We start from the raw sequence: 22,811 nt of genomic DNA on the forward strand, positions 1-22,811 counted from the left end.
ACATGGGCACGGTCGACATCGCCGGACTGACCAAAAGGTTCGACCAGTCGGTCGCGCTTCACCCCACCGACCTGCACGTCGAACAGGGCGAGTTTCTCGTCCTCGTCGGACCATCGGGCTGCGGCAAGTCGACGCTGCTGCGGATGATTGCAGGTCTCGAACAGCCGAGCGCCGGGCGGATCGCGATCGGCGGCCGCGACGTCACCGATGCCGCGCCGTCCGACCGCGGCGTCGCGATGGTGTTCCAATCCTATGCGCTCTACCCGCAGATGACCGTCGCGCAGAATATCGGCTTCCCGCTCAAGGTCGCGGGCGTCGCCAAGGCGGAGATCGCGACGCGCGTCGCCGCGGTCGCCGAGATGCTCGACCTCGTCGCGCTGCTCGATCGCAAGCCGCGCGCGCTGTCCGGCGGCCAGCGGCAGCGCGTCTCGATCGCGCGCGCGATCGTCCGCAGGCCGCGCGTGCTGCTGCTCGACGAGCCGCTCTCCAACCTCGACACCGCGCTGCGCGCGCGGATGCGGCACGAATTCGCCCGGCTCCACCAGCAGCTCGGCGCGACGATGATCTACGTCACCCACGACCAGCTCGAGGCGATGACGCTCGCCAACCGCATCGTCGTGATGAGCGCAGGCCGGGTCGAGCAGGTCGGCGCGCCGATCGACGTCTACCGCCGGCCCGCCAGCCTCGCGGTCGCCGCGGCGATCGGCTCGCCGGGCATGAACCTGCTGCCGGTGACGATCGTCGAGGCCAGCGACGCGGGCGCGCGCGTCCGCCTGCCCGATGGCGGCGTGGTGCAGACCGATGCGCAAGTTCCCGCCGCCGCGACCGGCGCGACGGCGACGCTCGGTGTCCGCCCGGAGCATCTCGTCGCCGCGGCGGACGGCCCGTTCGCCGGGGCGGTCGAGCTGTTCGAGCGGCTCGGGCCGTTATCCTTCGCGCATCTCGGCGCGCAGGGCGCGGTCGGCACGATCGTCGCGCAACTGCCCGGCGACCGCGCCGTCGCCCTCGGCGAGACGCTGCGCTTCACCGTCGCGCCGGTCGACACGCATCTGTTCGACGGCGACGGCCGCGCCTATCCCTTGATGCTGCCGCCGAGCAGCCCGGTCAGGTAATAACGCTGCAGCGCAAGAAAGAGCAGCAGCACCGGCATCGTCGTCACCACCGCCGCCGCCATCATCAGCTCGCCGTCCGCGGCATGTTCGCGTCCGATCGCGGCGATCGCCACCGGCAGCGTATAGAGATGCTGGTCGGCCAGCACGATCAGCGGCCAGAGGAAGTCGTTCCAGCTGCCGAGGAACAGGAACAGCGCCAGCGTCACCACGATCGGGGTGAGCAGCGGCAGCACGATGCTGACGAAGATCCGCACCTCGCCCGCGCCGTCGATCCGCGCCGCGTCGATCATCTCGTCGGGAATGGCGAGCGTCGCCTGGCGGACGAACAGGATCGCGAAGATCCCGGCGAGGCTCGGCAGGATGACGCCGGCATAGCTGTTGACCAGCCCCAGCTCCTTGAAGATCAGGAACAGCGGCAGCATCGCCACCTGCCCTGGCACGATCAGCGAGGCGATCAGGATCTGGAGCAGCCGCGCCCGCCCGCGGAAGCGCAGCTTGGCGAAGGCATAGCCCGCCGGGACGGTGAGCAGCAGCCCCAGCGCGGTGGCGATCGCGGCGATGGCGAGGCTGTTCACCAGCGCGGGCACGATGCGATAGTCGAACCACGCGCCGTCGATCGATCGCCGCACCAGCAGCTCGTAATAATTCTCGCCCGACCAGCGCGACGGCCACAGCGGCGTCGGCAGCGTCGTCGACTCGCCGCGCGGCATGAACGAGACGACGACCATGTAGAGCAGGGGCGCGATCGTCAGCGCGGTGATCGCCGCGACGAGCGCGGTCGAAAGAAGCGGGCGCAGGCGTCTCACAGCCATTCGTAGCGCCTGCCGATCCGCGTCTGCACCAATGTCACCGCAAGGATCATCAGGAACAGGATGAAGGCGACCGCGCTCGCCTGGCCGAGGTTCCACCATTTGAAGCCCTCGTCGAACATGAAATACAGCACCGTCGTCGTGCTCTGCGCCGGGCCGCCCTGCGTCATCACATAGGGTTCGGCGAAGATCTGCAGGAAACCGGCGACGCTCATCACCGTGGCGAGCAGCAATGTCGGCCCGATCGCCGGCAGCGTGACGTGGCGGAACCGCCCCCACCGCCCTGCCCCGTCGAGCCGCGCCGCCTCGATCAGCTCGCCCGGCACCGCCGACAGCGCCGCGGTGAAGACGATCATATTGTAGCCGAAGATCTTCCACGTCACGAAGATCAGGATCGCCGGGATCGACAGATGCGGACCGCCGAGCCAGTCGACGGGCGCGATGCCGATCGCGCCGAGCGCGCGGTTGATCAGCCCGAAGCGCTCGTTGAACAGGATGCGCCAGACCACCGCGGTGGCGACGACGCTGGTGACATAGGGTGCGAACAGCAGCACGCGCCACAATGGTTTCCACCGCACCGTGACGTCGTCGAGCAGCAGGGCGGTGAACAACGAGGTGCCGATCGCCATCGGCACGCCGATCCCGGCGAACAGCATTGTATTGCCCAGCGCGCGCCAGAACAAAGGCGTCGAGAGCAATTCGGTGAAATTGCCCAGCCCGACGAAGCGCAGGTTCGACCAGTCGGCGAGCGCGTAGATCGAATAATCGGTCACCGACAGGGCCAGCGCCAGACTGGTCGGCAGCACGAAGACGAGCGCGATGATCGCCAGCACCGGCGCGGTGAACAGCCAGGCGGCGCGCTCCTGCCGCGTCATGCGATCGCACCGGCGTCGAGCAGCGCGCGGCGCTTGGCGAGCAGCCGGTCGACCCGGTCGTCGAGTGCGGCGAGCGCGGCGTCCATCGTCTGCACCCCGCGGACGATGCGTTCGGCGGCATATTGGATCTCGATCTGGATACGCTCCCATTCGATCACCGGCGGCAGCGCGGCGGGCTGGTGCATCTGTTCGGCAAAGGGTCGCAGCACCGCCGTCGCGAGTTGTGGCGACTGGTAGGCGTCGATCCGCGCCGGCAGGTTGCCGATCAGCCGCTGATACCGCAGCTCGCTCGGGATCGAGGTGAGGTGGCGGACCAGCGCCCAGGCCGCATCCGGCCGGCGCGTCTGCGTCGAGACGCACAGGCTGGAGGCGAGGCCCGACACCGCGCCGGGGCCGTCGGGGGCCGGCAGGCGCGCGGTCGACCAGCGCTCGCGCGGCAGGATATCGGCACGGCGGGTGAAATCGACCAGCGTCGTCGGCCCGCTCGGCCAGACAGCGCAATAGCCGGCGGCAAAGGCGGCGACCGGGTCCTGTATCTCGGTGGACAAGGCCATCGGCGCATAGCCGTCGGTGTAGAGCGAGACATAATAAGCGAAGGCTGCGCGCGCCTCCGGCGTCTGGAAGGCGCCGCGCGTATCGCGGTCGCGCAGCATCGTCGCGCCCGCCTGCACCAGCATGGTGATCAGCGCGGTCGGCCAGTTGAGCAGCATCAGGAAGACGTAGTCGTCGGGCCGCCGGCGCTTGACCGCTTTGGCCATCGCCCGCCAGCCCGCCCAGTCGCTCGGCGCCGCGTCCCATCCCGCCGCGGCAAGGATGTCGCGGCGGTAGAATTGCACCTGCGGCGCGACCGACCAGGGCACCGCGAAGTCCCGTCCGGCGACGCGTGTCGACGCGAGGATACCCGGCACCATCTGCGCGAGCAGCGCCGGCCGCGTCACCGGCGCGATCGCACCGATCGTCGCGAATTCATGCACCCAGCTGTTGAACAGCATCAGCACGTCGGGGAGCGCGCCGCCTGCGAAGGCGGTGAGCAGCTTTTCATGGCTCGCCGTGGTCGGCAGCGACTGGACCTCGACATCGAGCCCGGTCGCGGCGGTGAAGGCGGGGATCAGCAGCGGCGAATAATCGCCTTCGTAACTCATCGCCCATAAGGACAGCGGCCGGTGGTCGGCGCGGGCCTGACAGCCGGCGAGGCCGATCACCGGAACCGCCGAGAGCATCGCCCTGCGCGTCCACCCGCCCTCGCTGATCCCCGCTGCCATCCCCGCGACGATGGCGCATCCATCGCCGCCGCACCACCCGTACAAGCGGGTAAAGCGCTAGGATCATGACTGTTTTTTCTACTAGCGGCGGCATGTCCGATTGTGTCGGCCTGTAACATGGCCGTACAACATAGGTGACGAGACGCCGGCGGGGGCCCGAGCCGGCACACAGGGAGAAGAGTATGTCGCGTTTCCATCGCAGCCGCTGGCTGCTGTCCGGCGCGGCCATGCTCGTCGCCCCGCTCGCCCAGGCGCAGCAGGCCGCTCCCGCTGCCGAACCCGCACAGACGACCCCGGCGGAGGCAGACGCCCCGGCGGCGGATATCGTCGTCACCGGGTCACGCATCCAGCGGCCCGATTATGCCGCGCCCAATCCGATCGTCTCGTTCGGCGCCGCCGATCTGCAGCAATCGGGCAATACCAACGTCACCACCTTCCTCCAGCGGGTTCCGGCGCTCACCAACTCGCTCGACAACACGCGTACCGCCGGCAGCAATCAGGCGGACGGCAGCTTCGGACAGGTCGGCCTCAACCTGCTCGACCTGCGCGGGCTCGGCCCCAACCGGACGCTGGTGCTGGTCAACGGCCGCCGGCATGTCGCCGGTCAGCCGGACACCGCCGCGGTCGACATCAACGCGATCCCGACCGACCTGATCGACCGCGTTGACGTGCTCACCGGCGCCGCCTCCGCCGTCTATGGCGCCGATGGCGTGTCGGGCGTCGTCAATTTCGTGATGAAGCGCGATTTCGACGGCATCGCCGCGCGTTCGCAATTCGGCATCTCGCAGCGCGGCGACGCCGCCAACCGCTTCGCCTCGATCGTCGCCGGGCGCAACTTCGCCGACGGTCGCGCCAACGTCACCCTCGCCTACGAATATAACGCCGACCAGCCGCTCGCCAACGACAGCCGCAGCTATCTCGCCGCCGGTCAGCGCCGCTATTTCGTCAATGTCGACAATTATACACCGGGGGTCGCGGGCAGCTACCAGAAGGCGCCGCTCGGCGACCTTCGCTATCCGTACAGCTCGAACCAGGGTATCGTCTACATCGGCGACCAGACGTTCCGGGGCGACGGCGCGGTCTACACGCCGGGCCGGTATTTGCAAAACGACGGTTATAGCATCGGCGGCGACGACACTCCGGTCGCCGGCTATATCGGCGACATCTATCCCCGCACCCGCCGCCATGCGGTGAACGCGCTGGCGCATTACGATGCCTCCGACGCGTTCAAGATCAGCCTGGAGGGCAAGTTCGTCCAGTCGACGATCACCAGCTTCAGCGGCTATGGCGGCAATTATCCGGCGACGATCGCGCTCGACAACCCCTATATCCCGGCGAGCATCCTTGCCGCGGCACAGGCGGCGGGGCTGACCTCGGTCGACGTCAACCGCAACAATTTCGACATCCCGCGCCGCGGCGAGACCGACCGGCGCCGGACCTATCGCGGTGTCGTCGCGGTCACCGGCCGGATCAACGATCATAGCAGCTACGACGTGTCGTACACTTATGGTCAGACCGACGTCCGCGCGACCAAGCTCAACGACCGGCTCAACAGCCGCTTCCTTGAAGCGCTCGACGCGGTGCGCGGGCCGAACAACACGATCGTCTGCCGCTCGGCCGCGGCGCAGGCGGCGGGCTGCGTGCCGGTCAACACCTTCGGCGGCAACACCGTCGATCCGGCGTCCTACGCCTATTATCTCGACAATCCGGTCAGCGACGCGCGGATCACCCAGCAGGTCGCCAACGCCTCGGTCACCGGCGACTTCGGCCAGTTGTTCGAACTGCCCGGCGGGCCGGTCGCCTTCGCCGTCGGGGGCGAATACCGGCGCGAGACGAGCCGCTTCACGCCGTCGCAATCGCTGGTCGACAATCTCTATTATCAATACGACGAATATATCATCCCGACGCTGTCGTCGGGCAAATTCGACGTGTGGGAGGCGTTCGGCGAGCTCAACGCGCCGCTGATCAAGGACAAGCCGTTCTTTCACCTGCTGTCGGTCGGGGCGGCAGGGCGCTATTCGGACTATTCGACGGTCGGCTCGACGCGCGCCTATCAGTTCAACGGCATCTGGGCGCCGATCCGCGCGATCAGCTTCCGCGGCTCCTACGGCCAATCGGTCCGCGCGCCCAATATCGGCGAGCTGTTCCGCCCGGCAACCGGGTCGAGCGCCTTCTTCTCCGATCCCTGCTATATCGGCAACCGCAATGCCGGCAGCAGCAGCCGTGCCGCCAATTGCGCCGCGCTGATCAACGGTCTGGGCGGCAATCCGGCGACCTTCACCGCGCAGAACAATCCCAATGCGACGATCTTCATCCCCGGCACGGTCTCGGGCAACGCCAATCTGAAGGCGGAGATCGCGCGGACATGGACCGCGGGCATCGTGCTCCGCCCCGATTTCATCCCCAATCTGTCGATCGGCGTCGACTGGTACGACATCCGCCTGCGCGATGCGATCAACAACCCGGACGGCGGCGCCGCCAACAGCATCGCCGCGCTCTGCGTCGACCAGCCGTCGCTCGACAACGCCTTCTGTGGCCAGATCAGCCGGCAGACCGGCACGGGCTTCATCAACGGCTATACGATCAGCCCGCAGAACGTCTCGGCGTTCCGCACCTCGGGCGCCGAGCTCAACATTGCCTATCGCGTCACCACGGCGAGCGCCGGCACCTTCGACCTGCGCCTGGTCGGCGGCTATCTTCATAAGCTCGAACAGATCGCCACGCCGGGCGCGCAGGCGGAGGACAATGTCGACCAGCCCTTCCGCCCGCAGTGGAATGCGACGCTGTCGCCGACCTGGATCAACGGCGCGTTCACCCTGAGCTACAATCTGCGCTGGCAGGACGCCGTCCGCCGCTTCACCCGCTTCGAGACCGACGGCAATCCGACCTATGTCGATCCGCGCTACTTCCGCCATGCGGCGCTGTGGCAGCACGATATCCAGGGGCAGGTCGAGGTCGGGCGCGATTTCGCCTTCTACGGCGGCGTCAACAATGTCACCGACCAGAAGCCCGATATCGGCTTCGAGACCAACGTGCCGATCTCGCCGGTCGGCCGCTATTTCTACGCGGGCGCCAAGGTCCGATTCGGCGGCCGCTGACGCGGACCGGCCCCTTTGCCGCGGCGGTGAAATCGGGCATGGGGCGGCGATGCTCCATGCTTCATCGTGTTTCGCGCCGTTCGCGGCGTATGACGTCGTTATCCCGTGCCACAATCGCGCGCATGTCGTGGCCGACGCGGTCGCCAGCGTCCTCGCGCAGGATCACCCGCCGCAGCGCGTCATCGTCGTCGACGACGGCTCGTCGGACGACAGCGCCACGATGATCCGCGCGCTCGCGGCGCAGCATGATGCGGTGGTGGCGATGATCCTGCCGCGCAACGTCGGCGCATCGCAGGCGCGCAACAGCGGCGCGGCGCTGGCGCGCGCCGACTGGATCGCCTTCCTCGACAGCGACGACATCTGGCTGCCGGGCGCGGCACGGTCGCTGCTGAGCGGCGCGGCCGGAGGCCATGATATCGTCGTCGGGCATTTCGCGCGGATCGAAGGCGACGGCGCGCCGCAGCCGCCCGAATGCGGCTGGGACGGGGCGAGCATCCGCGATGGCCTCGCCAGCGGCGGGGTGATCGGACCGAGCTGGTCGATCGTCCGCCGCGCGATCGTCGAGCGGGTCGACGGCTTCGACCCGAGCTTCCACAATTGCAACGACTGGGACTTCTACACCCGCGCCGCGGCGGCGGGCGCGCGCTTCGTCCGCATCGACGCCTGTGTAGCGCTCTATCGTACCGTGCCGGGTAGCCGGCTCGTCAACGATACCGCGATCGGCGCCCGCAACGCCGCCCGCGTTCTCGCCCATCCCTATCTCGTCGAGGTGGCGGCCTAAGCTGCGGCGTCCTCGACGCGATAGTGGATCGGCTTGAACGATCCGCCGTTCGATGCCGGCGCCGAACAGGCGGTGAGGCCGATCACCAGATCCATCGCCGCGACGAAGACGATCCGGTCGCCGGCGCGGCTGACCGGCGGCAGCACCGACAGCCGCCCGCCGGCGTCGACGGGCACGTTCATGAAGCAGTTGAAGGCGACCGGTATCTGGTCGGGCACCACGCCATAGGGTGCCAGCGCCTCGGCAAGGTTGCCGAAACAGCCGCGATGCCGCGGCAGGTCCGGATAGAAATGGTCGAAGGTCGCATAGGAGCAGGGCGTCAGCAGGAAGTCGTGCACGCCGACGCTATCCTCGACGATCTCCAGCATCACGTTCGATCGGTTTGAGTAGAGCTTGTGCCCGGTGGTCAGCCGGATCGTCTCGGCATAATCGAGCGTCCGTCCCGACGACAGCACCTCGCCGAGATCGGCTGCGTTGAACGCGAGCAGATCGGCGACCTGACAACCGCGCGGGTCGATCACGGTCAGCCGCTGCCCCGCCTTGAGCGGAAAACCGACGCCGCTGCGCTCGGCGATCTCGTGCACCGCGCCGCTCATTCGCCGGCATACCGGAACGGGCAGCGCCAGTCACCGTCGACGGCGCGGCCGCTATATTGCCGCGCCTCGCTCATCTCGCCGTGGCGCGACAGCATCGGATTGCGCGAACCGGCGAGCGTCTCGTCACGGACCATGATCTTCTCGCGCATCGTCTCATAGCGTCCCTGCGCGCGCAGCGTCTCGAACTGGTCGTGGAGGTTGAAGATCATCGTCGGGCGCGCAAAGCGGCGGGCCGGGCGGCTGGCATGCGGATGCAGCCCGACAACGAAGAAGGCCTCGCCACCGAACGACAGCGAGAAATGCGGATTGGCGGGATCGGGACTGACGCGCTCGTCCCATTCCTGCCCCAGCCAGACGTCCTTGTCGGACAGCGACTGGATACGCTGCCAGATCGCCTGTTCGAACGCCTCTTCGCTGAGGTCGTCAGGTCCCGAGAAGACGACCGCGAAACTGCGGAACAGCGACGGTTCGGCGCGATAGCGCGCGGCGAAGCAGCGCAGCCGCTCATGGATACGCAGATCATCCCAGGCGCTGGCGATATCGCGTGCGCCAAGCACGTCGAGCGTCCCCTTGGCCAGCGCGGCCTTGGCCCCGACGCAGGGAAAGCCGTGGTCGGCGATATAATCCGACAGCATCGTCTTGGCCTCGTCCTCATGCGGATCCGCCCAATTGAACATCGATTTCGAGGGTAGCATGGGTAGGAAACGACCCGGCGGAGGGCAGCGTTCCGGGATTCCGCCGCCGACTTGATCCGCCTCAATGCGAAAGACTGGGAGGGATGACCGGCATGTCCGGTCAGCCCCGGCTGCATCAGACCGGGACGGATCGCGCCGGGGTCGTCACGGGATCCGCCGCCTCCGCCTCGAACCACGGCGTCACCAGCAGGTGCGGCATCGCCAGCGCCGCGATGGCTGCGAACAGCGGCCGGACACCGCTATCATCCCACCGCCAGACGATCCCGCCGATCAGCAGCACCAGCAGCATCGCCGCGCCGAGCACCGGCGCGATCGCGCGGAGATAGGATTGCGCCGTCATGCATCCGATCCGCTCGCACCGTTGCCACGTCTGCGGCAGCGCATGCAGGATCAGGAAGCCGAGCGAAAAGCCGATCAGCGGCGGCAGCAGCAGCAGCGCCGCCGTTCCCGCGAACAGCCGGGGGTGGCGCCGCACGATGGCGAGCGCCAGCAATCCGGCCGCGGCGATCCCGCCGAGCCACGTCAACCCGGTGACCAGACCGGGCAGCATTGCCGGCGTAATGCCGCCATGCTGCAGGATCACCGTCAGCGAATGGGCGTGCAGCGTCGCCGGGGTGGCGATCAGGCACACGCCGCGCGCCACCCGCTCCACCCACGTCCCCTCCGGTGCGTCCTCCATCGCGAAGTGGATCGCCGAGGCGAGCAGGAAGGCCGGCAGGGCCACCGCCGGATCGGCGATCCACCAGCCGAGGCAGATCAGGCAGACCAGGCCATAACAGGCGAGAAACAGCGGGCGCCGCCGCGGTGCGACGATCGCCAGATCGCTAGCCCCGTGCGCCATGCCGATGACGCCGATCGCGACGCCCGCAAAGGCGAGTTGCAGCAGCAGCGGTCCGCATGCGGCGACCACCGCCGCGACGGTGAGCGCGCTCCAGCCGATCGCCGGAGCGCGCCCGCTCACCACCGGTCGCCGCGCGAGTCGGCGTGCTGTGCCAGCGCCTTTTCGAGATTGCTCGCCGCGTAGAAGGCGTAAACCACCTTGGCGAGCACATCCATGATGAGGATCGCCCAGACCGAGGCGGGATCGCTGATGATCTTCAGCCCCTCCGGCCCGACGAGGAAGACGATCGGATAGAGGAACCAGATCACCGTCAGGAAGGCGAGGTTCTTGTTATAGGCGCCACCCAGCGCCGCGCCGCGTTCCACCGCCTTGGCCCGCAACGGTCCCCACAGTAGGTAGAGCACGCCCAGGAAGGCGACGCACGACCAGGCATACCAGACCCATTTGATCAGCGGCGGTCCGGCAAGCGCCGAGACGAGGCCGGTGACGATCATCAGCACGTCGAGCACGATGATCGCGGTCAGGTGGCCGCCGACTTCGCCGGTACGCCCCTGTTCGTGGAAGGCGAGCAGCACCAGCCCGGCGAGCAGGATCGGCGTCGTCACCGACCAGTCGAGATAGCGCGCGACATAGACCGCCGAGCCGTCGACCTTGAGCAATGTGCCGATGCCGAACGCCATCGCCAGATAGGCGGTCGCGGCGATGAACGGCACGCTCGAATGCAGCAACGTATGATGACCCGACGGCGGGGTCTTCTTGCCCGTCGCATAAATCGCCAGCGAGGCGAGCGACATGATGGCGAATCCGAGGAGAAAGGCAGTCTGGTCCATAGGGTGTCATCCCTTGCCGGGAACGACCCAATGTCGACCCAAGCGCATAACGGCGTGTGTGACTTTTTGTGTCCCGATCCTCGAAACTTATCCTGCATCAGCCCGGCCAGCCGCGCTCCCGGCTGATTTCGTCACTAGCGTTCAGGGTGCCTGCCGCCGACCGGCGCGACCCGGTATCACCCGCCGCCGGCGGCCGGCGGCGGGCGATGGTGGCACTCAGGTGGCAATGCCGATCGTCGCGGTCCCGACCAGACCGGCCGATGCCGAACCGGTGATCGTCGGCGTCTGCACCGCGAGCTGCGCGCTGCTGTTGTCTCCGAAGACATTGTCGCTGGCGAGCGTCACCTGCCCGAAATTGGTCTTGCTCGTCGGATAGACGCTGGTGTCCGCGAAGATGGTCGTGCACGTCGCCGCCGGCATCGCCAGCTGTGAGGTCAGCACCGCATATTTGCCGCCGAGCGCGTTGCTGAGGCTCGAGAACACCTCGAAATGCATATGCGGCCAGCGGCCCGAATAGCAGGCGGGGAAGATCGTCGTGAACGTCACCTGCCCGTTGGCGTCGGTCACCTGCACGCCGCGCAGATAGCTTTCCGCGGTCGCGCCCGAATAGAGCGAATAATTGCCGTTGCGGTCGCAATGCCACAGATAGATCGCATAGCCGACGAGCGGGGCGCAGCTCGCATTGACGTTGACCAGGGTCAGCGTGATCGTCAGCTGCACGCCGGTCGCGACCGTGGTGCTCGAAATGAAGCTCGGCCGGATGTCGCTGCGCACGACGCCGCTGACGGTGAGGATGTTCGAGGTCGATCCTCCCGACGTGTTGGTCCCGTCGGCGGGATAGGGACCGGAGGTTTCGGTGGGATCGGCGATACAGGCGGTGCTGGTCGACGTGGCGGTCGGTGTCGGCGTCGCCGTTGCGGTGGCGGTCGGCGTCGGCGTGGCGGTACTGCCGGTGGTGACGGCGACGGTGTCGCTCGAACTGCCGTCGCTGCCGCCGCAGCCGGCGACGAGCGCGGCGGTGCCGACCCCCGCGAACCATTTGAGCGCGCGCCGCCGGGCGACGAGCGCCTCCATCCGTTCGAGGTCTTCGGCGAGGCTGTGGCCGTGGTCGTGATCTTGGTCGTGCTGGAAGGTCATGGCATCCGCTGTCCTGTTGGCGTGGCAGCAGGATGACCGCGCTACCGCACCGCCGTATGTCATCGATCGTAGCAGTGTTGCAGGATGTTGCGCCGGTCAGGCGAGCGGCAGCGTCACCCGCGCGCGGCCGCCGGTAGGGCCGTTCTCCAGCGTCGCGCCGCCGCCGTGCCGTGCCGCGATCGCGCGGACGATCGCGAGGCCGAGGCCCGTGCCGCCGGTGGCACGGTTGCGCGAGGGATCGCCGCGAACGAACGGCTCGAACAACCGCTCGACCGTCGCCGCGTCGATGCCCGCGCCGCGATCGTCGATCGTCACCTCGACCATGCCGGGATCGACTCGCCAGCCGATCGCCGCGGAGCCGCCATAGCGGATCGCATTGTCGATCAGATTGCCGAACAGGCGGCGCAACGCCGCCGAATCACCGCGGATCACCGCACGCGGACCGGGATCGAGCGTCACCGGCATGCCCGCCACCTGCATGTCGTCGGCGAGGCTGTCGAGCAGGCTGCCGAGATCGAGCCGGTCCTGCGCCTGCGCCTCGCTGTCGTCGCGCGCGAAGACCAGGGCGGTGCGGATCATCGCGCGCATCTCGTCGATATCGGCGGCGGCCCGGTTGCGGGCGTGATCGGGCAGTTGCTCGATCCAGAAGGCGAGCCGGGCGAGCGGCGTGCCGAGATCGTGCGCGATCGCCGCGAGCATCGTCGTCCGCCCCTCGGCATGACCGGCGAGCCGCGCGTGCATCGTCGCGACGGCGCGCGCCAGCTCGCGCACCTCGCGCGATCCGCTGTCGGGCAATGCCGGCAGATGTGCCCCTGCCCGCGCCTGATCGGCAGCGGCGGCGAGGCGGCGGAGCGGCTGCGAGATCGCGTTCGCCAGCCACCAGGCGGGGATCGCCAGCAGCAGGATCGCGACCAGCATCGACGCGAGCGTGACCCAATGCCAGCGGCGCAGCAGCGGCGGTTCGACGCTGTCGAGCCGTCGCCAGCGGTCGCCTATCCGCGAAGCGAGGCGATAATCGCCGAACAGCGCGTCGCCCGGTCCGGGGGCCTGTCCCTCCGCCCGCGCCAGCGCGACGACATCGGCCCGCGCCACGCCGAGTTCACCGGCGAGCGCCGCGGCCAGCCGCGGGTCGGCATGCCATCGCTCGTCCGCGACCGGCGGGGTCGTGGCAATGCTCAGCCGCCAGGGCCTGTCGCCGTCACGGGGCAACCGGCCGGTGCGCAGCGTGCGGGCGATCGACGACAGCGACTGCGGCGCGTCGCGCGGCGGCGGCCCGTTGAAGGTGACGACGAAGAACACCGCCGTGGCGACCAGCACCGAGGCGATGACCAGCGCGAAGATCGATTGGGCGATCGACCGCGCCGGCGCCGCGCGGTCAGCGCTGCTCGACATCGGCGACGAACATATAGCCTTCGTTGCGCACGGTGCGGATCAGATCGTCACCGCCATTGCCGTCGGTCCGGCTGAGCTTGCGGCGCAGGCGGCTGATCTGGACGTCGATGGCGCGATCGAAATGCTCGGCATTCGGGCCGCGCGCGTGGTCGAGCAGGAAGTCGCGGGTCAGCACGCGGCGGGGATGATCGACCAGCGTCATCATCAGCCGCAACTCGCCGTCGGACAGGTTGATCGCGACGCCATCGGGATCGAACAGCAACCGCCCGAGCGGATCGAGCCGCCAGCCGGCGAAACGCTTGAGCGGCCGCGCCGCCACCGCTTCCACCGCGGCGGGACCCGCCTGCCTTCGCAGCACCGATCGGATGCGGGCGAGCAACTCGCGCGGGTTGGCGGGCTTGGCGAGATAATCGTCGGCGCCCATCTCCAGCCCGACGATCCGGTCGACCTCCTCGCCGATCACCGACAGGATGATGACCGGCGGCGCGCTGCTGCGGTCGAGCGAGCGCAGGATGGTGAGCCCGTCCTCCCCCGGCATCATCACGTCGAGCACGACGAGCGCATAGCTCTGCCGATCGAGCGCCGCCCGCATCGCCGCGCCGTCCGCCGCGGTATCGACGATATAGCCGTGCGTGGTGAGAAATTCCGCGGTCAGTTCGCGGATGCCCGGATCGTCATCGACAATGAGCAGGCGGGTGTCAGCGGCCATGGGATCAGGGGTCCAGACGGGATCGGCGATGGGAAGCATGTCTAAGGCTGACCGGCGTCTGTGTCGCCGGTTTTGCGATGCTGCAACATCCGGGTACGTTCGGATGGAATCGACAGCGCTACAATCGTTTCCGACGCCGAAGGGGCGTCGGTACAGCGGCGCCCCGGTCGATTGCTGCCCTGCCGCTCGTCGCGCTGCGGCATTGGAAGGCAGCGGTCGGGATCGTGGCTTCGCCAGTGAATGACTTTGACCAGACCACCCGACTAACCTACGCATTTTGCATGAGAACAGAGCCACGCACGGCGGCTTTGGCCGAGCGTTCCGGCCGATGACGCCCGCCGTCATCGACCGGCCCGCCGTCGACGCCGCGACCTTCGCCGGCGAGATCGCGAACGGCTACGTCCCCGTCGTGCTGCGCGGGCAGGTCCGCGACTGGGCGGCGGTGCGCGCCGGCCGCGGTGGCGACCGCGCGATGGCGACCTATCTCGCCCGGTTCGGCGGCGGTCAGCCGCTCGACGTGATGATCGGCCCGCCGGAAATCGGCGGCCGCTTCTTCTACAACGACGATCTCAGCGGCTTCAACTTCCACAAACAGAAGGTCGCGCTCGGCCAGTTTCTTGGCCAGCTCGTCCGCTACAGCGAGGCGGCGGCGGCCGATGCGCATGCGCTCTACGCCAATGCCGCGACCGCGCCCGAGCATCTGCCGGGATGGGATGAGGACAATTGGCTCGACCTGCCGACGGGCGACGCTCCGGCGCGCCTGTGGATCGGCAATGCGACCCGCGTCGCGACGCATTACGACGAATCGAGCAACGTCGCCTGCGTCGTCCACGGCCGCCGCCGGTTCACGCTCTTCCCGCCCGACCAGATCGCCAACCTCTATGTCGGGCCGCTCGACCAGACGATGGCCGGCCCGCCGTCGAGCATGGTCGATCCCGAACGGCCCGATCTCGCCCGCTATCCGCGCTTCGCCGAGGCGCTCCGCCACGCGCAGGTCGCCGAGCTCGAACCCGGCGACGCGATCTTCATGCCGGCGCTCTGGTGGCATCATGTCGCCGCGCTCGATCCGCTCAACGTGCTGGTCAATTACTGGTGGGCGGATGCGGCGGCGCCCTCGCCGTTCGGGGCGCTGGTCCACGGCCTGCTGGCGGTGCGCGACCTGCCGCCGGCGCAGCGCGCCGCGTGGCGCGGCTGGTTCGATCATTACATCTTCGCCGACGACGCGCAGGACGCCGCCGCCCACCTGCCCGAGCCGGCGCGCGGCATCCTCTCGCCCGCGAGCCCGGCGCGCACCGAACGGCTGCGCGGCTTCCTCATCCGGTTGCTCGGCGGCGGGCGTTAGCTCCGCGCGAGACTGTCGCGCAGCGTCGCGCGGATCCGCGCCGCGGCGGCGGGATGGATCGTGCCGAGCACGCCCTTCGCCGCCTCCGGCAGATGCGCGGCGGGATCGCCTTCGCCGCGGAAGACGAGATGCTCGAACATCGCGCGAAAGGCGTCGCGCTGGTCCGCCGGCAGGGGCGCAATCGTCAGCAGCGCGTGGAGCAGCGCATCATAGGGATTGCCGAGATCGGCGCGCGCCGGATTCCACCAGTAATTGACGAAGGCGTTGACCGGATCGAGCGATTCGACGGCATGCCACCAGTGGAACGGGATGTAGATCGCATCGCCCGGCATCAGCGTCGCCGTCTGCGCGACCTTGGCGGCCTCGGCGAAGCGCGGGAAGCGCGCCAGATCGGGCGCGTCCGGATCGACGAGGCTGACCGGCGTGCCCGCGGGTGTCAGCTCGAGCGGCCCCATATAGAGGTTGCCGACCTGATCGGGCGGGAACAGCGTGAACCGCCGCCGCCCCATCACGACGACGCCGACATTCTCCATCAGATCGTAATGCGTCGCGACGCGGATCGCATTGCCCAGCCAGATGCGCGGCACCACCTCCGCCGCGACCAGATCGGTGGCATTGGCCTGGGTGAAGCCCGGCAGCAGCTGCGGCAGCGGCACCGACTGGATCGCCATCGCAAACGGCTCGGCGCGGTCGCGATCGCGCAGCAGGCGTTCGAGGAACGGGTCGAGCGGCGTCTGGCCGCGCATGAAGTTCATCGCGCCGAGGTCGGGCGTGTAGAAGAAGCGCCCGCCGATCGACGGTTCGCCGAGGATCGCCGCGACCGGCTCCGCATGGCTGAACTGGCGCAGATAGCCGATGCCCTCCTCCGCCGAGCGTTGCGCCGCCTGCACCGCGGGCCAGTCCCGCGCGATTCCGCGCAGCACGACGGGGCGCCCGGCCGGCCGGATCTCCGTATCGAAGGTACGCCGGTCGATGCCGGTGATTTCGGGAAGGGGGTGCGCGGTCATGCGGCGGCTCCGGTCAGTGTGCAGCCATAATGCGCGAGGATATCGTCCTGCCGCGCCAGCAGGTGCGCCGTCTCCGCGACGACGGTGCGAATATGGCCGAGCCGCGCCAGCGTCTCCGCGTCCGATAGCAGGTCGGCGGCGGGATGATAGCCGCCCGCCCTCACCCCCTGCCCGACCATCACCGACAGCCAGCTCGTCTCGGTGAACAATTCCTCATGCTCGCGGAAGATACGGCCATTGGCGGCGAAGATCGCCAGCTTGTCGGCGAGACCGGGCGGCGGCGGCAGCGTGCGGCAATAGTCCCAGAAGGCGGTGTCGTCGCGCTCGGTCGCCTTATAGTGGAGGACCAGAAAGTCGCGGATGTCGCGATAGTCCTCGACATGCGCGGCATTGAACCGGTCGATCTCGCGCTGGTCGAACGCGCGCGTCGGCCAATAGGTCAGCAGCCGCGCGATCGCCGACTGGACGAGGTGGATGCTGGTCGATTCGAGCGGCTCGAGGAACCCGCCGGCAAGCCCGAGCGCGACGACATTGCCGACCCAGGCGCGGCGGCGATGCCCGGCGGTGAAGCGCAGGAAGCGCGGCTCCGCCAGCGGCGCGCCGTCGAGATTGGCCAGCAGGGTCGCGGCGGCCTCGTCGTCGGACAGATGCTCGCTCGCATAGACATAGCCGTTGCCGATGCGATGCTGGAGCGGGATGCGCCACTGCCAGCCCGCCGCGCGCGCGGTCGACCGGGTGAGCGGCTGCCGCTCGCCGCCATTGGCGCACGGCACCGCGACCGCGCGGTCGCAGGGCAGCCAGTCGCGCCAGTCCTCGAACCCCGCCTGCATCTCGCCCTCGATCAACAGCCCGCGAAACCCCGAGCAGTCGATGAACAGATCGCCCTCGACGCGCGCGCCGGACGCGAGCGTCACCGCGGCGACATGGCCGCTTTCGCCGTCACGGTCGACGCCGACGATCCGCCCCTCGGTCCGGCGCACGCCGTTCGCCTCCGCCAGCCGGCGGAGCAGCCGTGCATAGAGACCGGCGTCGAACTGGAAGGCATAGCCTAGCTTCGACAGCGGCGATCCCGGCTGATCGGGTCGCGGGTGGCCGAACCGCCCCTGCAGGCCGGCAACGATCGCCAGTGAATAGGCGTCGAGCGGCGTCGTGTCGCCGAGCTCACGCCCCTTGAGCCAGAAATGGTGGAACTCGATCCCCTTCATGTCGAGCCCGTAGCTGCCGAAGGGATGGACGTAGCGATGGCCGGGACGGACCCAGTCGACGAACTCGATGCCGAGCTTGTAGGTCGCCCGCGTCTCGCGCATGAACATCGCCTCGTCGAGGCCGAGCATCGTGTTGAACAGCACGATCTGCGGGATCGTCGCCTCGCCGACGCCGACGGTGCCGATCTCCTCCGATTCGACCAGCTCGATGCTCAGCCCCGGCATGTCGCCGAGGATGCGGGAGACCCCCGCTGCCGCCATCCAGCCGGCGGTCCCGCCGCCGACGATCACGACGCGGCGGATCGCGTCCTGCCTCACAGCGGATCGGCCGAGAAATCGAAGGGCGATTCGGAGGCGAAGGAGAAGGTCGGCGTCTCCGGCGAGGTGGGCGGCGGCGGCGGCGGCGCGGCCGGCCGGCCGGCGATGTGGCGCAGGAAGTCGCCATGGCTCGGCAACCGCGCGGCGACGTCGAGATAGCCGCGACGCATCTCTTCCAGCGCGCCGGCCACCTTCTCCTCGTCGAGCGCATCGACCGCGGGTTCGTGATCGTCCGGCACGATATGCTGGCCGAGGCAGACGCTGACCCAGCTGGTCGTCGCGAACAGCTCGCGGTTTTCGCGGAAAACGCGGCCCTTGGCGCGGAACAGCTCGATCTTGCGGGCGAGGCTGTCGGGCACGCTCATCGTCCGGCAGCGATCCCAGAACGGCGTGTCGCTGCGCCGCGTCGCCTTATAGTGGAGGATGACGAAGTCGCGGACGTCGGCATAGAGCTCGTCCATCTGCGCATTATATTCGTCGCGCTCGACCGGGTTGAAGCGGCGGTCCGGGAACAGCGCGATCAGCCGCGCGATGCCGGACTGGACGAGGTGGATCGAAGTCGATTCGAGCGGTTCGATGAAGCCGCTCGCCAGCCCGAGCGCGACGACGTTGCGATGCCAGCTCCGCTTGCGCCGTCCCGTGGTGAAGGACAGGTGACGCGGCGCGGCGAGCGCCTCGCCCTCCAGGTTGGCGAGCAGCTCGCGCTCGGCCTGCTCGGGCTGCTGGAAGTCGCTGCAATAGACGAGGCCGTTGCCCATCCGCTGCTGCAACGGAATGCGCCATTGCCAGCCAGAGCCGCGTGCAGTCGCGCGGGTGAAGGGATCGGGATCGCCGGGATAGGCACTCGGCACCGCGACCGCGCGGTCGCACGGCAGCCAGTGGCGCCAATCCTCGTATCCGGTCTCCAGCGTCTCCTCGATCAGCACGCCGCGGAAGCCGGAACAGTCGATGAACAGGTCGCCGCCGACGACCTGCCCGTCCTCCAGCTTGAGCGCGGTGACGTGACCGTCCTCGGGCCGCTGCGCCACCGCCGTCACCTTGCCCTCGATCCGCTGCACGCCATTCTGCTCGGCGAAGCGGCGCAGGAAGGCGGCATAGCGGGCCGCATCGAAATGATAGGCGTAGAACAGGTCCTTGACCGCCGACTGCGCCTGCGCCGCCGGGGGTGCGAACTTGCCGGCCTGCGCCGCGACCGCGCTCATCGACCAGGCGGAGATGTCGGGCATCACCCGCCGCTGCCGCTCGCGCAGGTAGAGCTGGTGGAAATGCACGCCGGCAAGGTCGTGACCATGGGCGCCGAACGGGTGGAAATAGCGTTCGCCGAGGCCGCCCCAGTCGACGAACTCGATCCCCAATTTGTAGGTGCCGCCGGTCTGGCGGATGAACTCATGCTCGTCGATGCCGAGCATGGTGTTGAAGGTCCGCAGCGGCGGGATCGTCGCCTCGCCGACGCCGACGGTGCCGATCTCCTCCGATTCGATCAGCGTCACCCGCGTGACGCCATTGTTGAGGAAGCGCGACAACGCCGCCGCCGCCATCCAGCCTGCCGTTCCCCCGCCGAGGATCACCACGCTGCGGATCGTATGTTCGTTCATCTGCTCAGCCGTTTCCGCTGTGAGTGATAATAGTCGTCGAGCGTCGGACAGCGCATCACCGCCTCTGCGATCGCGCCGCGATAGGACGCCATCGCACGGTCGCTGTCCGCCGCATCGGTTCCGTCGATCAACGGGTCGATCCGCCGCGGCAGCGCACCCTGCCCGATCAGCACCGCCAGCCAGTCGTCGCGCGAGAAGGTCTCCTCCTCGAAGAACGGCAGCCGCCCGCGCGCGCCGAACAGCGCCAGCGTCTCGGCGAGGCTCGGCGGCAAGGCGACCGGCTCGCGCCAGAAGGGCTCGGGCCGCCGCGCCGTGGCATAATGAGCGAGCACGAAGTCGCGCACCCGCATCACCTCGGCCGAGGCCTGGCGGTTATAGTCGGCGATTTCCAGCGGATGACAGGCGCGCCCCGGCAGCATCGAGATGATCCGGTCGATCGCGCTCTGCGCCGAGTGGAGATGGGTGAAGTCGAGCGGTTCGATCACCGTCGCCGCATCGCCGATCGCAACGCAATTGCGGGCCCACGGCGCAGGCCGCGTCCCCTGCCGGAAAGACGCCGCCGGAGTCACCATGGCCGCGCCCGCCGCGGTCAGCGCCTGCTGCGCCTCCGCCTCGGAAAGGAACTCCGCCGCATAGCACAGCCCATGCAGCGTCCGCCCCACCGCTGCCGATCGCCAGCGCCAGCCGGCGGGCAGCGCCGACACCGTATCGAGGGCGGTCAGCGGTGCGGCTGCGCCCTCTCCGGTGACGAGACGGTCGCAGCGCAGCCATGGCTGCCAATCCTCCCATTGCGCGTCGATCGCGGTCCGCACGAATGCGCGCGGACCGGAGGCATCGACGAAGACATCGGCCGTCACCTCGCCGCCATCGGCCAGCGCCAGCGCAGCGACGAAGCCGTCGTCGCCGCGCAACCGCACCGATGCGACCGTGCCGTCGCGCACCACGACGCCGAGATGCCGTCCGAACGCCTCGAGCATCCCCCGATAGCGCGGCACGTCGAGCACCAGCGCCGCCTGCACCTCCGCCATCGGCCCGGCCGGCGGGACCGGCATCCGCCCGGCGCGCGCCAGTGCCGCCGCGGGCGCGTGCGCCTCGAACGGCGCCGCCGTTCCCGCCCGCGCCGCCCGCAGCCAGTGATGGTGGAACGACGCGGTGCCGAACGGCTGACCGCACGGGCCATAGGCATGGACATAGGGCGGCTGCCCCTCCGCCCAGCCGTCGAACAGCGTGCCGAGCCGCCAGACGCCGCCCGCGCGCAGCACCGCATCCTCCTCGCGCAATCCGAGATCGTCGTGGAAGCCGATCGTCGAGGGCAAGGTCTGCGCGATCCGGTCGGCAAGCGCGTCGGGCGAGGGCGGCGTTGCGACGATCGTCACCGCGACGTCCGGCACGCGCCGGCGCAACGCCACCGCCGCCGACCAGCCGACGATGCCGCCGCCGACCACGACGATCCGCTCGATCGGTGCGTCAATCGCGGTCATGCCGCCGGCATCGGGCAATAGTCGGCGAGGAACGCGGCGTGATCGGGCATCGCGCCGACCGCGCCGGTGATCTCGCCGCGCATCCGCTCGAGCCCGGCGAGCAGGCTGTCGGTCGACGGTGCCGAGGCGCGCGGGTCCGCGGCCGCGGGCACGATGCGCTGGCCCAGATAGACCGACACCCAGCTCGCATCGAGGAACGCGCCCTCGCGATATTTGACGACGCGCCCCCGCCGGCGGAACAGCGCCATCTTCTCGGCAAGGCTGTCGGGCACGGCCATGGTCCGCATGTGACGCCAGAACGGCGAATCGTCGCGCTCGGTGGCGTGATAATGCAGGATCAGGAAGTCGCGGACCCGATCATATTCCATGTTGATCAGGCGGTTGAACGCGTCGCGGTCGACATCGGCGATGGTGCGCTCGGGGAACAGCTCGACCAGCGCGGTGATTGCCTGCTGGACCAGATACAGGCTGGTCGATTCGAGCGGTTCGAGGAAGCCCGAGGCGAGCCCGATCGCGACCACATTCCCCACCCAGCTGCGCGTGCGCCGCCCCGCCTTGAAGCGCAGCACGCGCGGATCGGTGAGCGGCGTCCCCTCGACCGAGGCGAGCAGGGCATCCGTCGCGGCGCTTTCCGACAGGAAGTCGCTCGCGAAGACATAACCGTTGCCGGTGCGATGTTGAAGCGGGATGCGCCAGCGCCAGCCCGCCGGCATCGCGATCGCGCTGGTATAGGGCGTCACCGCCGTCTCGGTCCGGCACGGCATCGCGACGGCGCGGTCGGCGGGCAGCCATTGCGACCAATCCTCGAACCGCTCCACCATCTCCTGGCCGATCAGGATCGCGGCAAAGCCCGAACAGTCGACGAACAGATCGCCCTCGACACGCCGGCCGTCCGACAGGATCAGCGCGGTCACGCTGCCGCTCGCCGGGTCACGCTCCGCGGCGACGATCCGCCCTTCGGTCCGGCGCGCGCCGAGCCGTTCGGCGAGGCGGCGCAGATAGGGCGCGAAGGCGACCGCATCGAACTGATAGGCATAGCCGAAGGTCGAGGCGATCTGCTGGGGATCGCGCGCCGGCGGGCCGAACCGATTCGCCCGCGCCAGCGAACAGGCCATCGAATAGGCCTCGATCGGCGGCAGCGTCACGCCGGCGCGCAGCAGGCGCGTGTAATAATGGTGGAACTGCACCTCGCCGCTGCCGCGGCCGAAGGTGCCGAACGGGTGGATATAGCTGTCCCCCACCCGCCCCCAGTCGCGGAATTCGATACCGAGTTTGAAGGTCGCCCGCGTCGCCGCCATGAACTCCGCCTCGACGATCCCGAGACGCTCGTTGAAGGCGCGGATATGCGGCAGCGTCGCCTCGCCGACCCCGATGATCCCGATCGCCTCCGATTCGACCAGCTCGACGGTGCACCGGGTGGGCAGCAGCTTGGCCAGCGCCGTGGCCGCCATCCAACCAGACGCCCCCCCGCCGACGACCACCACCCGCTGCCGCTTGCCGTCCATCCGCCCCTTCCATGACCGGCGCCTGTCCCGCGCCGTGATGAGCCGTGTCATACCGTAGTTTCGGCGTCCGCAAACCGTCATTTAGATCAATGTTTTAGAATCGTGGTAGCGCAAACAAAATTGCTTGCGTCGAGGCCGCCGGGCTCGTACCCAATGCAGCAAGATGCCGCGCGGCGTGCCGCGACGAGACATCGATAGGGACTGTAAGTTGGGGATGCTAG

19 protein-coding genes are annotated in these 22,811 nt (G+C 68.8%); 4 read left to right on the forward strand and 15 right to left on the reverse strand.

The genetic code is table 11. From position 1 onward, the window contains the following. The first annotated feature begins 2 nt into the window (after positions 1-2). Positions 3-1,112 carry an ABC transporter ATP-binding protein gene (locus tag V8201_RS10605; RefSeq protein ID WP_037533731.1) on the forward strand — a complete coding sequence of 370 codons (1,110 nt, stop codon included), beginning with the start codon at positions 3-5 and terminating at the stop codon, positions 1,110-1,112. On the opposite strand, the gene V8201_RS10610 is transcribed toward V8201_RS10605, so the two are convergent. Genes V8201_RS10610 through V8201_RS10620 form a run of 3 tightly spaced genes read right to left on the reverse strand, consistent with a single transcriptional unit; the run spans position 1,073 to position 4,016 of the window. Beyond that, the gene (locus V8201_RS10610) at positions 1,073-1,924 is read right to left on the reverse strand and encodes a carbohydrate ABC transporter permease (RefSeq protein WP_336545255.1); all 852 of its coding nucleotides are present in this window, start codon (positions 1,922-1,924) and stop codon (positions 1,073-1,075) included. The two genes, V8201_RS10605 and V8201_RS10610, sit on opposite strands and share 40 nt — an antisense overlap. Beyond that, on the reverse strand, positions 1,915-2,796 hold the full coding sequence (locus V8201_RS10615) for a carbohydrate ABC transporter permease (RefSeq protein ID WP_336545256.1): 882 nt from the start codon (positions 2,794-2,796) through the stop codon (positions 1,915-1,917). The genes V8201_RS10610 and V8201_RS10615 overlap by 10 nt, the downstream gene beginning before the upstream one ends. After that, positions 2,793-4,016, reverse strand: a complete 1,224-nt coding sequence (locus V8201_RS10620) for an extracellular solute-binding protein (protein WP_336545257.1) — start codon at positions 4,014-4,016, stop codon at positions 2,793-2,795. Before V8201_RS10620 ends, V8201_RS10615 begins: the two co-directional genes overlap by 4 nt. 224 nt (positions 4,017-4,240) lie before the next feature. Between V8201_RS10620 and V8201_RS10625 the strand changes: the two genes are divergently transcribed. Together V8201_RS10625 and V8201_RS10630 are read left to right on the forward strand one after the other, a co-directional pair. After that, positions 4,241-7,156, forward strand: coding sequence for a TonB-dependent receptor plug domain-containing protein (locus V8201_RS10625; protein ID WP_336545258.1), 2,916 nt, complete (start codon positions 4,241-4,243; stop codon positions 7,154-7,156). A gap of 49 nt (positions 7,157-7,205) precedes the next feature. Beyond that, complete coding sequence (locus tag V8201_RS10630; RefSeq protein WP_336545259.1) at positions 7,206-7,937, forward strand: glycosyltransferase family 2 protein; 732 nt, start codon at positions 7,206-7,208, stop codon at positions 7,935-7,937. Here the strand turns inward: V8201_RS10630 and V8201_RS10635 are convergent. From V8201_RS10635 to V8201_RS10665, 7 genes are all read right to left on the reverse strand, one after another. After that, positions 7,934-8,533 (reverse strand): DUF1989 domain-containing protein, encoded by a 600-nt coding sequence (locus V8201_RS10635; protein WP_336545260.1) that lies wholly within the window; start codon positions 8,531-8,533, stop codon positions 7,934-7,936. The genes V8201_RS10630 and V8201_RS10635 overlap by 4 nt on opposite strands. After that, the gene (gene gntA / locus V8201_RS10640) at positions 8,530-9,210 is read right to left on the reverse strand and encodes a guanitoxin biosynthesis heme-dependent pre-guanitoxin N-hydroxylase GntA (protein ID WP_336545261.1); all 681 of its coding nucleotides are present in this window, start codon (positions 9,208-9,210) and stop codon (positions 8,530-8,532) included. The genes V8201_RS10635 and gntA overlap by 4 nt, the downstream gene beginning before the upstream one ends. Positions 9,211-9,343: 133 nt before the next feature. Then, positions 9,344-10,189: a Brp/Blh family beta-carotene 15,15'-dioxygenase gene (locus tag V8201_RS10645; RefSeq protein ID WP_336545262.1), complete on the reverse strand. Its 846-nt coding sequence runs from the start codon at positions 10,187-10,189 to the stop codon at positions 9,344-9,346. Continuing rightward, entirely contained in the window at positions 10,186-10,899 is a 714-nt protein-coding gene (locus V8201_RS10650; protein WP_271298985.1) for a bacteriorhodopsin, read from the reverse strand. Before V8201_RS10650 ends, V8201_RS10645 begins: the two co-directional genes overlap by 4 nt. Before the next feature lie 216 nt (positions 10,900-11,115). Continuing rightward, positions 11,116-12,036, reverse strand: a complete 921-nt coding sequence (locus V8201_RS10655; protein WP_336545263.1) for a dioxygenase family protein — start codon at positions 12,034-12,036, stop codon at positions 11,116-11,118. A 96-nt stretch (positions 12,037-12,132) separates the two neighbouring features. Beyond that, positions 12,133-13,428, reverse strand: coding sequence for a sensor histidine kinase (locus V8201_RS10660; protein ID WP_336545264.1), 1,296 nt, complete (start codon positions 13,426-13,428; stop codon positions 12,133-12,135). Beyond that, positions 13,412-14,137 carry a response regulator gene (locus V8201_RS10665; RefSeq protein WP_037533719.1) on the reverse strand — a complete coding sequence of 242 codons (726 nt, stop codon included), beginning with the start codon at positions 14,135-14,137 and terminating at the stop codon, positions 13,412-13,414. Before V8201_RS10665 ends, V8201_RS10660 begins: the two co-directional genes overlap by 17 nt. A 328-nt stretch (positions 14,138-14,465) precedes the next feature. Between V8201_RS10665 and V8201_RS10670 the strand changes: the two genes are divergently transcribed. Beyond that, positions 14,466-15,479 (forward strand): cupin-like domain-containing protein, encoded by a 1,014-nt coding sequence (locus tag V8201_RS10670; RefSeq protein ID WP_336545265.1) that lies wholly within the window; start codon positions 14,466-14,468, stop codon positions 15,477-15,479. Here V8201_RS10670 and V8201_RS10675 read toward each other — a convergent pair. Genes V8201_RS10675 through V8201_RS10695 form a run of 5 tightly spaced genes read right to left on the reverse strand, consistent with a single transcriptional unit; the run spans position 15,476 to position 22,590 of the window. Continuing rightward, positions 15,476-16,486 (reverse strand): cupin-like domain-containing protein, encoded by a 1,011-nt coding sequence (locus tag V8201_RS10675; RefSeq protein ID WP_336545266.1) that lies wholly within the window; start codon positions 16,484-16,486, stop codon positions 15,476-15,478. The genes V8201_RS10670 and V8201_RS10675 overlap by 4 nt on opposite strands. Further along, on the reverse strand, positions 16,483-18,009 hold the full coding sequence (locus tag V8201_RS10680) for a tryptophan halogenase family protein (protein ID WP_336545267.1): 1,527 nt from the start codon (positions 18,007-18,009) through the stop codon (positions 16,483-16,485). The genes V8201_RS10675 and V8201_RS10680 overlap by 4 nt, the downstream gene beginning before the upstream one ends. Continuing rightward, positions 18,006-19,604, reverse strand: a complete 1,599-nt coding sequence (locus V8201_RS10685) for a tryptophan halogenase family protein (RefSeq protein ID WP_336545268.1) — start codon at positions 19,602-19,604, stop codon at positions 18,006-18,008. The genes V8201_RS10680 and V8201_RS10685 overlap by 4 nt, the downstream gene beginning before the upstream one ends. Then, positions 19,601-21,085 (reverse strand): tryptophan 7-halogenase, encoded by a 1,485-nt coding sequence (locus V8201_RS10690; RefSeq protein WP_336545269.1) that lies wholly within the window; start codon positions 21,083-21,085, stop codon positions 19,601-19,603. The genes V8201_RS10685 and V8201_RS10690 overlap by 4 nt, the downstream gene beginning before the upstream one ends. After that, the gene (locus V8201_RS10695) at positions 21,082-22,590 is read right to left on the reverse strand and encodes a tryptophan halogenase family protein (RefSeq protein WP_336545270.1); all 1,509 of its coding nucleotides are present in this window, start codon (positions 22,588-22,590) and stop codon (positions 21,082-21,084) included. The genes V8201_RS10690 and V8201_RS10695 overlap by 4 nt, the downstream gene beginning before the upstream one ends. Positions 22,591-22,811: the final 221 nt, after the last annotated feature.

The sequence above is a fragment of the Sphingomonas kyungheensis genome (assembly GCF_037120395.1).
GTDB classification, from domain to species: Bacteria; Pseudomonadota; Alphaproteobacteria; order Sphingomonadales; family Sphingomonadaceae; genus Sphingomonas; species Sphingomonas kyungheensis.

Excerpts from the sequence above, each read along its gene's own strand:
- V8201_RS10605 (WP_037533731.1), top strand. The coding sequence starts at position 3 with ATGGGCACGGTCGACATCGCCGGACTGACCAAAAGGTTCGACCAGTCG.
- V8201_RS10610 (WP_336545255.1), bottom strand. The coding sequence starts at position 1,924 with ATGGCTGTGAGACGCCTGCGCCCGCTTCTTTCGACCGCGCTCGTCGCG.
- V8201_RS10615 (WP_336545256.1), bottom strand. The coding sequence starts at position 2,796 with ATGACGCGGCAGGAGCGCGCCGCCTGGCTGTTCACCGCGCCGGTGCTG.
- V8201_RS10620 (WP_336545257.1), bottom strand. The coding sequence starts at position 4,016 with ATGCTCTCGGCGGTTCCGGTGATCGGCCTCGCCGGCTGTCAGGCCCGC.
- V8201_RS10625 (WP_336545258.1), top strand. The coding sequence starts at position 4,241 with ATGTCGCGTTTCCATCGCAGCCGCTGGCTGCTGTCCGGCGCGGCCATG.
- V8201_RS10630 (WP_336545259.1), top strand. The coding sequence starts at position 7,206 with ATGCTCCATGCTTCATCGTGTTTCGCGCCGTTCGCGGCGTATGACGTC.
- V8201_RS10635 (WP_336545260.1), bottom strand. The coding sequence starts at position 8,533 with ATGAGCGGCGCGGTGCACGAGATCGCCGAGCGCAGCGGCGTCGGTTTT.
- gntA (WP_336545261.1), bottom strand. The coding sequence starts at position 9,210 with ATGTTCAATTGGGCGGATCCGCATGAGGACGAGGCCAAGACGATGCTG.
- V8201_RS10650 (WP_271298985.1), bottom strand. The coding sequence starts at position 10,899 with ATGGACCAGACTGCCTTTCTCCTCGGATTCGCCATCATGTCGCTCGCC.
- V8201_RS10655 (WP_336545263.1), bottom strand. The coding sequence starts at position 12,036 with ATGACCTTCCAGCACGACCAAGATCACGACCACGGCCACAGCCTCGCC.
- V8201_RS10660 (WP_336545264.1), bottom strand. The coding sequence starts at position 13,428 with ATGTCGAGCAGCGCTGACCGCGCGGCGCCGGCGCGGTCGATCGCCCAA.
- V8201_RS10665 (WP_037533719.1), bottom strand. The coding sequence starts at position 14,137 with ATGGCCGCTGACACCCGCCTGCTCATTGTCGATGACGATCCGGGCATC.
- V8201_RS10670 (WP_336545265.1), top strand. The coding sequence starts at position 14,466 with ATGACGCCCGCCGTCATCGACCGGCCCGCCGTCGACGCCGCGACCTTC.
- V8201_RS10675 (WP_336545266.1), bottom strand. The coding sequence starts at position 16,486 with ATGACCGCGCACCCCCTTCCCGAAATCACCGGCATCGACCGGCGTACC.
- V8201_RS10685 (WP_336545268.1), bottom strand. The coding sequence starts at position 19,604 with ATGAACGAACATACGATCCGCAGCGTGGTGATCCTCGGCGGGGGAACG.
- V8201_RS10690 (WP_336545269.1), bottom strand. The coding sequence starts at position 21,085 with ATGACCGCGATTGACGCACCGATCGAGCGGATCGTCGTGGTCGGCGGC.
- V8201_RS10695 (WP_336545270.1), bottom strand. The coding sequence starts at position 22,590 with ATGGACGGCAAGCGGCAGCGGGTGGTGGTCGTCGGCGGGGGGGCGTCT.